The organism is Sporosarcina sp. P19 (assembly GCF_002743165.1).
Lineage (GTDB): Bacteria > Bacillota > Bacilli > Bacillales_A > Planococcaceae > Sporosarcina > Sporosarcina ureae.
In genome coordinates, this window is sequence record NZ_PDYR01000003.1 from 1 (window position 1) to 16,001 (window position 16,001).

Sequence of the window (16,001 nt, forward strand, 5' to 3'; positions counted from 1 at the left end):
GATTCACTTTAGAATTCATGTGAGTCCTCCTTGGTTATTATTAGGGGTCAAGTAGTCGATGCCTTGACACCCCCGAATCATACCAAGGGGACTTTTCTATTTCAATAGGGCTCCACTAACCAAACAGGAATGCTCCCGGAGGATCAGCGTGCGCCTTGAGACCCTGGTGAGGTGCCTTAATTTCTGTAAAGTACACAGAAATACGGCAAAGCAAACCCTGCGCTGTTCGCTTGGCTCAAGCCACGCCCTCGGGAAAGCGTCCACCTGGAACGTCGATCAACGGTGCCATCCTACTCGCTTTTCATTTCAATCTTTTAATAATATTATTATGTAAACTAGAATGAATTTCATTATAAAGAAGTTGGAATATTCTATCACGAATGCTATAGTGTAAATGTTAGAGTTCACACATTAGACATATGTTAACCATTTCAGAAATGTTGCCAAACCTACTATGATTAAACACCCTGACGCAACTCTGAGTGAATATCTTTACTAGAAATTTTACGATGAATGAAAAAGGGTGGGATCCGCATGCTAGCTAAGGAACACGAACAAAACATTTGGAAATACGCATTTGCAAGCGTTGCCGTCACCGTTAGTTCTCTCGGTTTTGGACGGATGTCATATGGAATCCTTATGCCGTTCATGAAAGAAAACCTCGCCATGTCCTATAAACAAGCAGGACTGCTCGCAACGACGGTGTCAATTGGCTATTTAATGATGGTGATATTTGTTGGATTGCTTGTGACTAAATACGGTGCGAAAAAGCTCGTGATTTTTGGAACAGGTCTCGTATCATTTGGACTATTTATGCTTTCATTCGTAGCTGGTTATGGCTGGACACTATTCGCCATGCTGCTCCTCGGAATAGGAACCGCTTTCACATATACGCCGCTCATCACCATACTTGTCGGTTGGTTTCCGAGGAAGCGTGGGATGCTTATCGGATTTCTCGTTAGTGGCATGGGGTTAGGAACACTCATTTCAAGTGCGTTAATTCCGTTCTTCACCACATGGTTCGGCGATATGGGCTGGCGCTATCTATGGTTCTTCTATGGCGCTCTGTCGATTGTATCTATCATCATCGCGATGATCATTTTACGTGATCCACCGATACCGTTACTGCCAAAGGAAACGCAGAAACGTTCATTCTGGACGAAAGTATATTTAGATAAACGTGTACTTCGTGTCGCATTCATTTATGGACTCGTTGGATTTGCCTATTTGGTCCCACAAAGCTTCTTGTTCAGCTATATTCTCGAAGTGGGATTGACGAAGTTCCAAGCAGGGCAGATCATGGCAATCAGCGGAATCATGGCGATTTTTAGTGGTCCATTATGGGGCGGAGTATCTGACCGGATCGGAAGAAAATCTGCGTTGCTAGCGACACTCGGAATAGGTGCAGTTTCACTCATTATTCCTGTGATTTTCCCCGTGTATAGTGGACTTATCGTCAGTCAATTCCTATGGGGTGCGACAATTGTCGGGATGCTGTCGCTCTGCCAAGCGTTGTCTACGGAACAAGTGCATCCGACGTACGCACCGGTTGCACTAGGCTATGTAACGTTCTTCTTTGCGGCAGGACAGTTGCTCGGACCGGGCATCGGTGGCTGGATCATCGACCGTTTCGAGCAAATTCCACTCGCGCTAATTATGTGCAGTGTCCTACTCGCTTTGGCGTTCTTGCTGACGATTCGAATGAATGCGCATGCGGTGGATGTGGATGTGACGGAGTTGAAAGCGAAGCCTGTGTTGGCTACTTTTTGTAAGAAAGAAACTTCTACTAAGGAAGTATAAAAGAGCATTGCTTTAGTAATGTGTATTTTCTAATAAAGTACGTGAGCCTGACAACAGCAAATTTGTAAAAATAAAAGGTATCAGCATCCCACAAATGAAGGGATCTGGTACCTTTTTATCTCGTTTAATGGTATAATAAGTAAAATTAATTTGAATACTTCGAACCATTACCAAATAGCAGTAAAGTACAAAACATGGAGGTGAGAGATTATGAAAAATGACGTAGAGAGAGTAGCTAAAAACCCACACCTATATACTAAAGACAATATAATTCATTACGTGAGCAATGGATTCCTGGAATTAACTGGGTATGAAGAGTGTGATGTATTAGGAAAATCCCTTAGTGATATAGATGCATTATTACGATCTGAACACCAAATATCTATTCAAGAGATTAAAGTGACAGATTATTTATATATTTTCACTAGGAATAATTTGCCAATGGAAGTTGAAATAAGTATTGAATTCGTAAATAATGGAGACGCTAAAGTCTATTACTTTAAAGAAATGAAAGATTCAGCATTAAAATTTACATTAGATAACTTTGTTTGTACTGATACTTATAAAAATGGATCTGTAGCAATATTTAGCTATCCGGATGGTATTCTTCTACAACATGATGAGAACTATATTCATACATTGTCCTTAATGAACATGATTTCAGAAAATCCACTAGGTAAACATCCTTCATTTTCGAATAATATTTTAGATTTATTAAAACAAGGCACTTCTTTTCATGAATTTGAGGTGGAATCAAAAGGTTCTAATGGAGTAGCGACTTATTGGGATATAAATGTAAAAATGATATGTGGAAATAAAAACAACAAGTATGCAATATTTTCTATTTACCATGTGACAGACATCAACCGTGAAAGAAAACGTACTACTAAACAAAGATGCGAAATGGAACTACTAGTTAGCAACACACCAAATATTGCAAGTACTATAGATACAGTAGACAATATGTCAAATATTATAAATGGCATAGATATGGACGGACGACATACCGATATAAAAAAAGTCGGCAGGCAAAACCTATCCCAACCTATCCCACAGCATGTTCCGGATATACACTCAGTAACTAGTGAAATAGCATATAACTCTTTTGAAATGAACGATGTGAATGGGAATAAAATACTCTGTGAAGATACTGCCAATCAAAGGATATTCCGTGGAGAAAAGCTTATTGATCATACGGGAATTGTAAAAAGTGAATTTCTCACTACTTATTTTGGATGTGATCGAACGCCTAATTATAAAGAGCAAGGAAATGTAGACAGTGGTATTCTAAACTATAAAAATATAGAAAATATTTATAATACTGAAGAATATAAAGCTTTGCAGGAAAATGTAGAAGATATTTCACTTTATTATGCGTCATTCTCTCACAAAGACTTCAAAATAACATATATTAATGACTATGCATTTGAAATATTTAAAAAAGAAATACCCGATGTACATACAGAATTAGATGTAATCGGGAAAAGTTTTTTTAGCTTTTATAAGACTTTAGATGTAGATGAATTGATTAAAGAAATCTATAAATCTATTGAAAAAAAATCCTCGTATACACATAAACTTAGTTTTTGTGTAGATGGGACTACTCACTATACAAAAACCATTTTTCAACCTATGTTCAATCAAAATAATGAAGTAGAAAAGATTATTGCCTTGGGGTTAGATATTTCCGATGAAGAATTAGCTAACAAAAGAATGGAAAAACTTCTTACAGCCCAAGAAGAATTATTCATCAACACATCTCACGAACTAAAGACACCATTAAGTGTAATATTTAGTGGAGCTCAATTATTGAATTTATATTTGGAAAATGATTCTCTGGAAGATTGTAGAGACGATATTTTTAATATGAATAAAACAATAATAGGGAATTGTTATAGACTAATCAAACTCATAAATAATATATTAGATATTTCAAAAATAGAATCGGGACTAAATGAATTATACTTATGCAATTACAATATTGTGGAGATCATAGATAGTATTGTACAATCAGTTTCAGAATACACCAAGTCTAAAGATATTCAAATTATATTTGACCCAGATGTGGAGGAACTATTAATAGCATTGGATGTGTATAAGTTTGATAGAATTTTACTCAATCTTATTTCGAATGCAATAAAATTCTCTATTACGGGTAAAGTTATATTTATACAGCTAGAGGTAACAGATCATCAAACAGTAAGTATTTCTGTAACTGACGAAGGTATAGGTATAGCTCCGGAGAGTATGGGCTCTATATTCGGAAAGTTCATACAATTAAACAGGAATTTAAATCGTATATCTGAAGGCACTGGGCTTGGTTTACCCTTAGCTAAGTCTATGGCTGAACTTCATGGAGGGAGTCTAACCGTAGAAAGCATTCTCGACAAAGGGAGTACATTTACTATTGAACTTCCTATTAAGACAATAGATACTACAAATAGTAACCAAGAAGATACGACTGACATTGATCGAGTTGAGATAATAAAATATGAATTCTCAGATATATATTAAAAATGAGTGCCTATGTGAGAAACTTACGTGAATGTATAAACATCCATGAAAGTTTCGTGCATAGGTGCTTTTTTACAATTTCAATAAATATGAAACAATTTCCCACCTTATCCGTATACGTAGTAGGAAACAAAATCTAGTAACCGGAAAAGAGTGTTGGATATGTTAAGTTTACTACTATTTTCATTACTTGTAGGGGTTGTGGCAAGTGCGATGATCGTGCCGTTCCTCTCTGTAAATAACAAAAAAGAACCATTGTCTTTTAACCGCTGGGTCGCTTTTGGGTCACTGACGGTGATCAGTTCGATTGGGGTATTCATATTTTATTACGTGACGAATTTAGATCGCAACTGGACCTCGTTGTGGGCATTGCTACTGATCGTTGCTATTTTAGGGGCAGTTGTTTCCCAAGGTATGGAGCGTAAAGTCAAAATGGTCGTATCGTTGGCTGCGTTACTCGTTGGAGTGTATGTGTTAAGTGCACCTCTTTTCAACGCAAATAAAAAGTATGAAACGGTTGCGATGACGCAAAAAGTGGAAATTACTGCGTTTGATGAAACGAAAACGCCGGCTAGTGTACCACCAAAGTTTGCGCGCAATAAAATGAAAAAAGCGTTTGGTCAAGTACCGGATACGAGTTATTATGAACTGGGACATTTACAAATTCAAAAAGTGAATGACGAATTTGTCTATATTGCACCTGTTGAGTTTTCAGGGTTTTTCAAATGGTTTAATGGCAAAACAACACCTGGTTACTTCACGATGAGTGCAACGGATTCATCGGATAATCCGAAATTCATTAAAACGGAAATGGCCTATACGACATCTTCTTACTTCCATAAAAAAGTGTATCGTAAAATGCGTATGGAAATGCCGGATTTGATTTTTTACGGAGATGTTCAATTAGAAATTGATGATGAAGGGAAGCCGCATTATATTCGCACGTATGGGGAATTCATTACGGCGCGTAACGGATTTAACGCCAAAGGAATTGTCATGTTGGATCCTGAAACAGGTGCTACGAAGAAGTATGCGTTAAAAGATGTTCCTGAATTTATTAATGGAGCGGTTTCACCTGAAGCGGTAAGTCTTCAAAATAGCTATTTCGGGAATTACATTCATGGTTTTTGGAATTCACTTGTTGGGAAAAAAGATGTGAAGATTCCTTCAGATGAAGGGACAGAAGCGAATGTTAGCCCGATCTTTGATGCGGAAGGACATATGTATTACTTCACTGATTTCACCAGTCCGAAAGAAGGCGTGGATTCCATGCTTGGCTATGCGTTAACAGATGGTCGAACAGGGAAAGCTACGTATTATACGGGGGATTTGGAAGAGTCGTACATGGATTCACAAGGTGCGCTCCAGATTATTGAAAAGAAGTTTATCGAAAAGAAATGGAATGGTGAAATGCCTGTCTTGTATAACTTCTACGGTGAAGCAAGCTGGTTGACGCCGGTACTCGATTCAAATGGATTCTTGCAAAATTACTTTATTGTTTCCGCTGCGAATCCTGAGATCTCGGTATTTGCAAATTCACCAAACGAAGCGTTGAAATTGTATAAGACAGCACTTCAACGTGGTGGTAGTACAGTCGATGGAAGTTCTGATGCAGAAGAAGCGAAAGCGACGATTACAGCGATGCGCGTGTTTAAAGAACGCGTCGGTGATTTTACACTCGTTTCAATCTTAGCAAAAGATGGTCGAAACTTCCTTGTTTCATCGGAAGTCGAGCCTCTTTCGATTTATGTGGAAGAAGGCGATCAGCTAGCAGTGACGTATTTGGAAACGGGTGAGTTATTCTTACCTGTCAAGGAATTGGTTAATAACAGTGTGAAATAAATGAGTAAGAAATGGCTTGACAGCGCATTAGCGTTGTCAGGCCTTTTTAATTATTCATGTAATTTTATTTAAATGGCTCTTATCTCTATATTTAATTATCAAATAATTTAAAAATATACATACATAACGTATTGAATAGCAAAATGAACTGTGGTAAGGTCGGGGGACTATGGTGAAATTGCTAACATTTTGTCAATATAGGTAATCTCTATTTTTGTTTGAATAAATTAACATTTTCTCTATGTGGCAATAAAGCGATGGATACTAGTAATGACTACTTTTCATGCATAGGAGTGATTAAATGGCTGATAACAATAACCCAAAAACAGAAAGTCATGATCCAGGGCGTAGAAACTTTCTGAAAAACACCGGTCTAGTTGTAGGTGGCGTAGCAGGTGGATCTTTACTAGGTGGTTTATTTACGAATCAGATGAAATCAGATGACGGAAAAAAAGGAATGAATGAAGAAACGGCCAAAGTGGATCCGTCCCATGCACGGGTGTTTTTCGGGCGCTTTGAAGACTTTATCGTGCTAGCAACGGCTACAGAATTGATTTTCCCTGAAGACGACAACGGCCCGGGGGCTATCGGTTTAGATGTACCGTATTTTATCGATAAACAACTAGCTGGGACTTGGGGTATAAATGGCGACGACTATCGCCAAGCGCCTTTTACCAATCTTGAAGGTTTGAAGAAGATCGAGAAGGCTGATGAAAAAGTGAATCATTCACGGGCGAACCGAGGGAAAATTTTCTTGGAAGGTTTACGCTTGATGAATGCAGAAAGTATGAAGCGGTTTGATGCTTCTTTTGACCAGGCTACTGAAGAGCAACAACATGAAATCATGGGTGATCTTGCAGCGGGTAAGCTCGACATGAAATCTATTCCTTCAGATGCGTTCTTTGCGCTACTCAAGCAAGCCACATTAGAAGGTGCGTTTTCAGATCCTTTATATGGTGGCAATAAAAACATGGACGGTTGGCGTATGAAAGAATTTGCTGGGGCTCGACCATCTTATGCAGACGTCATTGAAAGTGAAGAATTTGTTAAACTAGATCCAATTAGTTTGACGGACTATCAAAGAAAGAAATAAATTCAACATTTTCAGGAGGTAGAAGATATGGCTGAAGAACTAAAAAAAGTGGACGTAGTAATTGTGGGTACTGGCTGGGCTGGTGGAATTACTGCTGCTGAACTCTCTAAAAAAGGCTACAAAGTGGTGGCGCTTGAAAGAGGTAAAGAACAATCACGAAACGACTTTATTGGTGCGAAAGATGAATTAAAGTATTCCATTCGTTACGATATGATGCAAGATTTATCCAAAGATACTGTGACGGCTAGAGGTAGTATGGAAGAAACTGCAAAGCCGGTCCGAAATAATAACTATGCACGATTTGGAAATGATACAGGCGGCGCTAGTGTCCACTGGAATGGCGTCAGCTTACGCTGGTTACCGTATGACTTTGAGATTCATAGTCAAACAGTTGAAAAATACGGCGCAAAAAAAATTCCGGAAAATTGTACAATTCAAGACTGGGGCATTACATACGATGAACTAGAACCGTATTATGATAAATTCGAAAAAACGGCTGGAGTGTCTGGTGAAGAAAACCCTGTTGGACCTCCACGTTCGGATAAGTATCCCAATCCACCTTTGAAAACAACTCCATCGATTGAGTTGTTTAAAAAAGCTTCGACAAATCTTGGATATCACCCGTATCGTTTGCCAGCCGCTAATATGTCTGAGACTTATACAAATCCAGACGGGGAAACGATCAATGCGTGTATGTATTGTGCGTTCTGTGAAGAGTATGGTTGTGATTTCGGCGCCAAAGGAGATCCAATCGTAACGGTATTGGAAACAGCGAGAAAGACAGGGAACTTTGAAATTCGTAATGAATCCACAGTAACTGAAGTCATTCATGATGGAACGAAAGCTATCGGGTTAAAGTATATTGATAATATTACAGGTACTGAATATATCCAGCCTGCAGATATTGTCGTGTTAGCTGGATTTGTCTTTACGAATAATAAATTATTATTAAAGTCTAAAATAGGTAAGCCGTATAATCCGGAAACACAAGAAGGTGTGATCGGGAAAAACTTTACAGGTCACTTTAGTAATATTAGTACCTACATAGGTGCACGTGGCTTCTTTGATAATGAAAAGTGGAATTTATCAATGGGTACAGGCGCACTAGGTGCAAAAGTGGATGACTATGCAGGTGATAACGTAGATCATACGGACCTTGATTTCCTTCATGGTTATGAAATCCGTTACTACCATTTGGGGCAACGTCCGATTGATAATAACCACGTTCCAGAGGGCACGCCTGCATGGGGTAAGGAATACAAAGAGAAAAATTTGTTTTATCATAACCGTAGTTTAATCATTCGAGCGAAAACTGCTTTCCTGCCTAACCGCTATACGTATCTGGATTTGGATCCTACGTATAAAGATGAACTAGGCGATCCGCTAATTCGTGCGACTGTGCATTATGAAGAGCAAGACATTAAACGTGCACAACATGGCGTTGAAACGTGTAAAGAAATCATGACAGAAATGGGCGCGGATATTATTGACCTAGTCGACGTGCCGGACGACGTGAAGTTTGATAGTAAGTTTTATACAAACCACTTCCTTGGTGGTGCCATAATGGGTGAAGATCCTGCTACATCCGCTGTGAATAATTATTCGCAAATGTGGGATATGGACAACTTGTTTGTGCTTGGTGGATCTTCCTTCCCGCATAACAGTAACCATGATCCTACTGAAACAATCGGTGCGTTCGCTTACCGTGCTTCAGAAGGTATGATCGAGTACCTTGGCGGTGAGGGTGGCTTGTTAGTAGAAGCCAAACAAACGAGCAAAGCGTAATTTTACAACAGCACGTGTAGGAATGCCTATCATAATAGCCTAGCGTCGCAAATGCGATGCTAGGCTATTTTTAACGAATTAAAGTTTCAACTTCGCTATCTCTTCTTCAGTCAAATAACGCCACTGTCCACGTTCCAATGGCCCAAGCACAATATGCTTGATACGAACCCTCTGCAAGTGCGTAACGGTATATTGAAACCGTCTGCACATTCTACGGATCTGTCGATTCAATCCTTGTGTCAATGTTATGCGAAACGTAAAGTCATCCAACTGAGTAACGGGACAAGGGTTAGTCGTCGTATAGCCTTTTGTTCTTGGATTATAAATAGCTACACCATTTGATAAATCTTGTATAAACGTCCTCGTGATTTTTTTATTGACGGTTACGACATATTCTTTTTCCTGCTGGTTTTCTTCTTTCATTAACTCATTTACAATACTGCCATCATTGGTTAATAAAATGAGACCTTCCGTTTCTTTATCTAGTCGTCCAACGGGAAATATACGTTCAGGATAGGATATAAAGTCGATAATATTACCGGCAATAGCAGGAGAGGCTGTACAAGTGACCCCGCTCGGTTTATTAAGCATCATATAAATGTCTTGTGCCGTGTGCGTGATGGTGTGTCCGTCTATTTCGACGTAATCATCCTCTTCAACAAAATAAACATGTGAGGCAATCTCACCGTTCACTAGAACCTTCTCTGCCGTAATATAGCGCTCCGCTTGTCTTCGGGAACAAAATCCCGAAGAACTAATATATTGATTCAACCTCAACGTGTCCGCTCCTTGTCTATCTAGGTGTTTCTTTTATTATAACATGTTTGCTATTTCACATAGTGACTTCAAGTGGATTACTACTATAGAAGGAAATCAACTTACAGCATCATTTTATAAATGATGCATGTTCTTTATAGTACGTAGAAAGCATGTAGTTATATTATAATGATAGTGTCTAAAGCGTAATCGTTAAAAATGGTCATCAAATTGCAGAACGTAGAAAACAGGAGGTGCTGTCAATGAATATTGAAATTATACCATTAACCGAACCAACATCCATCCTTGTGAATACATTCAATCGATGGGGGAACGACCTGAATTTAAAATCATTGTCTCAACCTAATCCAAGTAGAGCGGAATTGGAACGAGAAAGCATTTTGACTATAGAAGATATATGCCATCGTTTAAAATACCAACATGTATACCTGATTTATTTGGAAAACCGATTAATAGGTGAAATGAGTTATACCGTTGACCCTGAACATCTGTTTCACAAGAAGTCGGAAACAGCATGGATCAGTATTTTGATTGGTGAGCCTGAATGTCGCGGAAAAGGGATTGGTGTAATGGCTTTGGAGTACTTGGAAGAGCAAGTGAGAAAGCATGGTCTCGAGCGAATCGAGCTAGGCGTATTTGTGTTTAATGAGCCTGCGTTGAAGCTGTATAAGAAATTAGGATATCAAGAAATAGGACGCATAGAAAACTTCACATATTATGAAGGAGACATGTGGGCTGATATCCGTATGGAGAAGTGTTTTTAATCTTTGAAGGATGTTCTTCTTGGTCTTTAATTCACAAAAAATATTTGAGTTGCTTTTTTATTTAATCTCTGTTATATTTAAAGAGTATTATCTTTGTTCTTTTTCAGATCGAGAATATATTTCCAGTAAATATATTTTGTTTTTCGTCTAAAGTTTTGAGCAAGTATAGTAACTTATTGTGTGGACAACCACACTAGGAGGCAATTAATTATGGAACAAGGTACAGTAAAATGGTTTAACGCAGAAAAAGGTTTTGGCTTCATCGAACGTGAAGCAGGGGAAGACGTATTCGTACACTTCTCAGCAATTCAAGGCGAAGGTTTCAAATCTTTAGACGAAGGTCAAAGTGTAACATTTGAAATCGAACAAGGACAACGTGGCCTACAAGCTACAAACGTTCAAAAAGCTTAATAACAGCTTGAAAGAGACCCTACTTGTAGGGTCTTTTTTTATTTGTTAAAATTTATTTATTAATATTCATTATGTCGATTATTCACACATGAGAGGAGTCTCAATATGGAAGTTGTATATATTGCCGGTGGCTGTTTGTGGGGAGTACAGGCTTTTATAAAAACCTTACCTGGCGTGACGTGTACGGAAGCTGGGAGGGCAAATGGATCGGGCCGTACACTGGAAGGCGATTATGATGGGTACGCTGAATGTGTAAAAACAGAATTTGATCCTACAGTTGTAACAATCAAGAGATTAATGGAGTATTTATTTGAAATCATTGATCCATATAGTTTGAATAAACAAGGGGCAGACATTGGCGAGAAGTACAGAACAGGTATCTATAGTGAAAATCCTGAACACTTGAAAGAAGCAAAAGCGTTTCTTAAGGAGAGAAGTGATGCTGACCGTATAGTGGTGGAAGTACTTCCTCTTACAAATTATGTGAGAAGTGCAGACGAACATCAAGACAGATTAGCTAAATGCCCAACTGATTATTGTCATATACCCGATAGATTATTAAATAAGTATGCCAAAGAAGGATACCGACTTGAAAACAAACTGAATGAAAACACTGTATGACGAGTTGGTTTATAATGGACTCAGTTAACAAAACTTTCTTATTTGAGTAACAAAGTTTACAGTAGAGAGATCAAAGGAGAGTGACATACAGTGAAATATAGTAACACGTGGGATTTAGAAAGTATTTTTGCGGGTGGAACTAATTCTGAGGAAGTACAAACAAAACTTTTGGCTGTCAAAGAAAATATTGCCCTTTATGCAGATGAGTTAAACGCGTGGAACAGTGAGCCAGCAAACGATGCCGCTACTTTGCAAGAACTATTAAAAAAGCAAGAAGTCATCGGTAAAAGTCTGGGCCAAGTAGGAACATTTATCAATATGTGGCGTGACGCCTTTATGGATGATCCATATGCAAGCGTTGTCAAAGGCCAAGTAATGGAACTAAGCAGTGAAATCCAGCAACTATCTACAATCTTTACTAAAAAATTAGTAGCCATCTCGGATGAACACTGGGATACACTTCTTAAAAACGATAATTTACACGTAATTAGTTTCTCGTTAAATGAAATACGTGAAGACGGTAAACGTCTATTATCAGAAGCAGAAGAAAAGCTCATTGCTAAATTAAATAAAGATGGTCTCGCTGCATGGAGTGATCTATACAATACAGTAGGCTCTACTATGACCGTTCCCTTTACAGATCAAGACGGAAAAACAATCGACTTGTCTATTGGGCAAGCTATGAACAAAATGTACGCAGATCCTGATGTAGAAGTGCGTGCAGCGCTTTTTGAGAACTGGGAAAAGACATGGTCGACAAACGGACCAATTTTTGCAGACATCTTGAATCATTTAGCGGGGTATCGTTTAACGTTACAAGAGGCTCACGGAAGAGAGGGCCATTTAGAAGAGCCCCTTGAATATAACCGAATGTCTGAAGATACGCTTACTGCGATGTGGTCCGCAGTGGACGCGCAGAAGCAAACATTTATTAATTATTTAGGAAGAAAAGCAGATTTGTTTGGCATGGATCAACTCGGTTGGCAAGACGTGGCGGCTCCAGTTGCGGTAGGCGAAACGAAGCCGACACGTTTCACATATGACGAAGCTTGTGATTTTATTATTGATAACTTCGCTTCATTTGGTCCGAAATTGACTGAATTTACGAAACACGCAATAGAAAATCGCTGGGTTGAAGCGGAAGATCGTGCAAACAAACGTCCAGGTGGTTATTGCACAAGCTTGCCTGAATTTGAAGAGTCACGTATTTTCATGACGTTCACGGGTTCACCAAGTGATACGAGTACATTAGCGCATGAATTAGGCCATGCATTTCATAGTCACGTAATGAAAGATTTACCGACACTGAACCGTAGTTATGCGATGAACGTCGCAGAAACAGCGAGTACATTTGCTGAAACGATTATTGCGGATGCGACGGTGAAAAATGCTGCATCGGATGAAGAAAAAATCTCTCTTTTAGCCAATAAATTAGAAGGCGCGACAGCGATGTTTTTAAATATCCGCGCTCGCTTCTTATTTGAGGACCGCTTTTATACTGAACGTGCAAAAGGCATTGTATCAGAAAATCGCTTGAATGAATTAATGGTAGAAGCACAAAAAGAAGCATTTGGTACTAGTTTATCTACTTATCATCCGCATTTCTGGGCAGCCAAATTGCACTTCTTTATCGATAGCGTGCCGTTTTATAACTTCCCGTACACATTTGGGTACTTGTTCAGCCTAGGGATCTACGCAGAATACTTGAAACAGCCTGAAGGATTTGAAGAGAAGTATATTGCGCTATTGCGTGATACAGGATCGATGAAAGTAGAAGACCTAGCGAAGAAACATCTAAATGTAGATATTACGAAAGAAGATTTTTGGGCAGCCGGCATTGCGCTAGTTGCAAAAGACGTAGAAGAGTTTATTGGATTGACGAATACAGTACAGAAGTAACCCTGAAGACAAAAAATCCCGCTCCTTTTATAAAAGAAGCGGGATTTTCTATTTGTTTTACTTATTTCCTTGCCGGCCGAACTTATCGATTATGTAACCAGCCAATGCTGCGACGAAAGCTGGTAAAGCCCAGCCAAGTCCGTATTCGAAAAACGGGATAATTTTTAACCACTCGGTAACCCGATCCGGACTGTACCCTGTGCTAGTCAATACTTCGTATAACGCAAAAATGGATGTAATACATATGGAAAGCCGATACATCATCTTTCCGCCACCTGCGACATGTTGGACTAAAGACAAAATGATTAACACAATAGAGATTGGATAAATAAATACTAATAAAGGGATTGCCAATGCTAATATAGCATTCAATCCTAAATTAGATACTAACAAGGCGAATAATACAAAAATCGCGACATATGCCTGGTAACTGATCTTCGGATATATTTCATTAAAGAATCTTGAACAGGCATTAATTAAACCGACACAAGTCGTTAAACATGCCAGCATGACAATGACTCCGAAAAGAAGTCCACCACCGCTTGGGAACAACATGCGGGCTGCTTCAGTTAATACTTCAGCGCCATTTCCAAGAGCTTGTTCTTTTGGAATCACCTTGCCAATCCATCCTAGTGAGAAATAGACAGTGGCCAATCCGATGCTAGCTATGATGCCGGCACCAAACGTGCCTTTAACAAGTTCCGACTTCGACTTCGAACCTTTATCTCTTAAAGCATTGATTACGACAATTCCAAACGCCAGCGCTGCGACAGCATCCATCGTGAAATAGCCTTCCAAGAACCCGTTAACAAATGGAGCTGACGCATAATCTTCTTTCGGAGCAAAGGATATATTATCAAATTTGATAAACGCTTGGACGACTAGCACTCCTAAAACCAACAATAGAATAGGTGTTAAAAATTGGCCGATACGATCCACGATTTTTTTAGGGTTTAAACTGATGTAGTATGTTAAGGCGAAAAATAGTATAGAGAATACAAGCAAAGGGAAATTGCCATCGACTTGAACTATTTGTTTGAACCCTAACTCATATGCAACATTTGAAGCTCTTGGTATGCCGTAAAAAGCTCCGATTGACATATAGATGATAATCGCGAAAACGATTCCAAACACTTTATGTACCCGGCTACCCATCGATAATAGACCGTTATCAGACAAGGCGATCGCCATGACCGCCATAAACGGTAGTAGAACGCCTGTGATGAGAAAGCCAGCAATTGCCGGGGCAAAGTTCGTTCCTGATTCTAACCCAAGAAATGGGGGGAAGATGAGATTTCCAGCTCCGAAAAATAAAGAGAAGAGCATGAATCCTGTGAATAGTATGTGTTTTTTACTCATTAGAGTACCTCCTGATGTTTATCTGTCTAGAACAAAAATGAAAGTATATAATATTGAAATATAGTGTAATTGTAATATAGAATATTGAGACTTTGCAAAATATAGTGTCAATTATGTCGGTTATTTTACCGACACAGTTAATTTCGACCTATACATTTCACTGCACAAGATGATTCCTGTCAACCTGGTGCGGTGTGCATCTTCAATCTTCTCTTCTTTATTTTTGCGCATAAAAAACTCGCCCCCTAATAGGGACGAGTTTTACTCGCATACCACCTATGTTTCAAAAAACTTCGTAAAACGATGAAAAATCTGACTCTAAGTCATCGTACGATTAAACGTGTTCCATGTAACGTTGGAAATCCGGCAAAATTTACTGTTTTCAACTTTGCATCTAAGAGATGATTTTCGGATATGATCTGTCCATCGACTTTCACCAAACGCCGACTCTCTGGGGAACAAGTTTCTTATCGTACTTTTTCTCGTCACTGAATATTATATACTACAATATAATTTAACAGACAACTATTAGAAAGGTCAATACCTTTTAATATATTCAGAATATTAACACGGAATTATTTGCTTGAATAGGAGGAAAATTCAGCCAAAAGTGGAAAGTTTAGAGTTTTTCTATCGTAGTATCGAGAATAGGTTTAATAAATCGCCGATTACAAGGTTTTTTTTGCTAGTTAATACTTTTCCTTGGTATCTATTAAGTAACGCTTTGACTAGCGTCGAGACACTCAAAACGACCTCTACGTTCATTCCATTTAGCATCGCTTGCAGGTAGCGCTGCAAAGATTATTGCTCATTTAGCGGAAGGTTCCCTAAAAAATGATATATGAAAGTAGCAATATAAAAGGTTAGCACTCCGAGTCCTAAAAAGACTTGATCAAGTTGCTGCAACGAAGCGGCTACTACAACAAACCCGATTTACGCAGAGCGGGCATGGCGGAGTTGGTGTATGCAAAGACGATTCCAGCCATCATACTAATTGTTAATACAACGATAAGACTTTTAAGAGTGATGAGCCATTGTCACGCTTTTGCACATCCTGTTCATGAATCAACCTTTTACTTAAGGCTATGGATTTCAGCGCGCTGTGGGATGCATTGTCCGAAGCAAGAACTATCGAT

At 38.8% G+C, this 16,001-nt stretch carries 11 protein-coding genes and 1 other annotated feature; of the genes, 9 read left to right on the top strand and 2 right to left on the bottom strand.

Features of this window, described 5'->3' with window-relative positions:
- Positions 1 to 534: 534 nt before the first annotated feature.
- The 5 genes from CSV74_RS04855 (at position 535) to CSV74_RS04875 (ending at position 9,034) form a co-directional block, all read left to right on the top strand.
- Positions 535 to 1,800 carry a YbfB/YjiJ family MFS transporter gene (locus CSV74_RS04855; RefSeq protein WP_158231748.1) on the top strand — a complete coding sequence of 422 codons (1,266 nt, stop codon included), beginning with the start codon at positions 535 to 537 and terminating at the stop codon, positions 1,798 to 1,800.
- Between the two features lie 210 nt (positions 1,801 to 2,010).
- Positions 2,011 to 4,314, top strand: a complete 2,304-nt coding sequence (locus CSV74_RS04860; RefSeq protein ID WP_099690786.1) for a PAS domain-containing sensor histidine kinase — start codon at positions 2,011 to 2,013, stop codon at positions 4,312 to 4,314.
- 162 nt (positions 4,315 to 4,476) lie between these two features.
- Complete coding sequence (locus tag CSV74_RS04865; RefSeq protein WP_099690787.1) at positions 4,477 to 6,156, top strand: hypothetical protein; 1,680 nt, start codon at positions 4,477 to 4,479, stop codon at positions 6,154 to 6,156.
- Between the two features lie 301 nt (positions 6,157 to 6,457).
- Positions 6,458 to 7,249 carry a gluconate 2-dehydrogenase subunit 3 family protein gene (locus CSV74_RS04870; RefSeq protein ID WP_099669280.1) on the top strand — a complete coding sequence of 264 codons (792 nt, stop codon included), beginning with the start codon at positions 6,458 to 6,460 and terminating at the stop codon, positions 7,247 to 7,249.
- 27 nt (positions 7,250 to 7,276) lie between these two features.
- Complete coding sequence (locus tag CSV74_RS04875; RefSeq protein ID WP_099669281.1) at positions 7,277 to 9,034, top strand: GMC family oxidoreductase; 1,758 nt, start codon at positions 7,277 to 7,279, stop codon at positions 9,032 to 9,034.
- A 78-nt stretch (positions 9,035 to 9,112) separates the two neighbouring features.
- Here the strand turns inward: CSV74_RS04875 and CSV74_RS04880 are convergent, their stop codons facing one another.
- Complete coding sequence (locus tag CSV74_RS04880; RefSeq protein ID WP_099690788.1) at positions 9,113 to 9,811, bottom strand: pseudouridine synthase; 699 nt, start codon at positions 9,809 to 9,811, stop codon at positions 9,113 to 9,115.
- Positions 9,812 to 10,053: 242 nt separating this feature from the next.
- Here CSV74_RS04880 and CSV74_RS04885 point away from each other — a divergent pair, with 242 nt between their 5' ends.
- The 4 genes from CSV74_RS04885 to CSV74_RS04900 all read left to right on the top strand — a co-directional run bounded on the left by CSV74_RS04885 (position 10,054) and on the right by CSV74_RS04900 (position 13,506).
- On the top strand, positions 10,054 to 10,575 hold the full coding sequence (locus CSV74_RS04885) for a GNAT family N-acetyltransferase (RefSeq protein ID WP_099690789.1): 522 nt from the start codon (positions 10,054 to 10,056) through the stop codon (positions 10,573 to 10,575).
- 210 nt (positions 10,576 to 10,785) lie between these two features.
- Positions 10,786 to 10,986, top strand: a complete 201-nt coding sequence (locus CSV74_RS04890; protein WP_029054604.1) for a cold-shock protein — start codon at positions 10,786 to 10,788, stop codon at positions 10,984 to 10,986.
- 105 nt (positions 10,987 to 11,091) lie between these two features.
- On the top strand, positions 11,092 to 11,607 hold the full coding sequence (locus CSV74_RS04895) for a peptide-methionine (S)-S-oxide reductase (protein ID WP_099690790.1): 516 nt from the start codon (positions 11,092 to 11,094) through the stop codon (positions 11,605 to 11,607).
- A 90-nt stretch (positions 11,608 to 11,697) separates the two neighbouring features.
- Complete coding sequence (locus CSV74_RS04900) at positions 11,698 to 13,506, top strand: M3 family oligoendopeptidase (RefSeq protein WP_099690791.1); 1,809 nt, start codon at positions 11,698 to 11,700, stop codon at positions 13,504 to 13,506.
- A 57-nt stretch (positions 13,507 to 13,563) separates the two neighbouring features.
- On the opposite strand, the gene brnQ is transcribed toward CSV74_RS04900, so the two are convergent.
- Positions 13,564 to 14,865: a branched-chain amino acid transport system II carrier protein gene (brnQ, locus tag CSV74_RS04905; protein ID WP_099690792.1), complete on the bottom strand. Its 1,302-nt coding sequence runs from the start codon at positions 14,863 to 14,865 to the stop codon at positions 13,564 to 13,566.
- A 247-nt stretch (positions 14,866 to 15,112) separates the two neighbouring features.
- Positions 15,113 to 15,363 (bottom strand) — a binding site (T-box leader).
- Positions 15,364 to 16,001: the final 638 nt, after the last annotated feature.

What these genes read in the sequence shown, in the direction of transcription:
- CSV74_RS04885 (WP_099690789.1), top strand. Translation starts at nt 10,054, where the DNA reads ATGAATATTGAAATTATACCATTAACCGAACCAACATCCATCCTTGTG.
- CSV74_RS04875 (WP_099669281.1), top strand. Translation starts at nt 7,277, where the DNA reads ATGGCTGAAGAACTAAAAAAAGTGGACGTAGTAATTGTGGGTACTGGC.
- brnQ (WP_099690792.1), bottom strand. Translation starts at nt 14,865, where the DNA reads ATGAGTAAAAAACACATACTATTCACAGGATTCATGCTCTTCTCTTTA.
- CSV74_RS04855 (WP_158231748.1), top strand. Translation starts at nt 535, where the DNA reads ATGCTAGCTAAGGAACACGAACAAAACATTTGGAAATACGCATTTGCA.
- CSV74_RS04890 (WP_029054604.1), top strand. Translation starts at nt 10,786, where the DNA reads ATGGAACAAGGTACAGTAAAATGGTTTAACGCAGAAAAAGGTTTTGGC.
- CSV74_RS04860 (WP_099690786.1), top strand. Translation starts at nt 2,011, where the DNA reads ATGAAAAATGACGTAGAGAGAGTAGCTAAAAACCCACACCTATATACT.
- CSV74_RS04895 (WP_099690790.1), top strand. Translation starts at nt 11,092, where the DNA reads ATGGAAGTTGTATATATTGCCGGTGGCTGTTTGTGGGGAGTACAGGCT.
- CSV74_RS04870 (WP_099669280.1), top strand. Translation starts at nt 6,458, where the DNA reads ATGGCTGATAACAATAACCCAAAAACAGAAAGTCATGATCCAGGGCGT.
- CSV74_RS04865 (WP_099690787.1), top strand. Translation starts at nt 4,477, where the DNA reads ATGTTAAGTTTACTACTATTTTCATTACTTGTAGGGGTTGTGGCAAGT.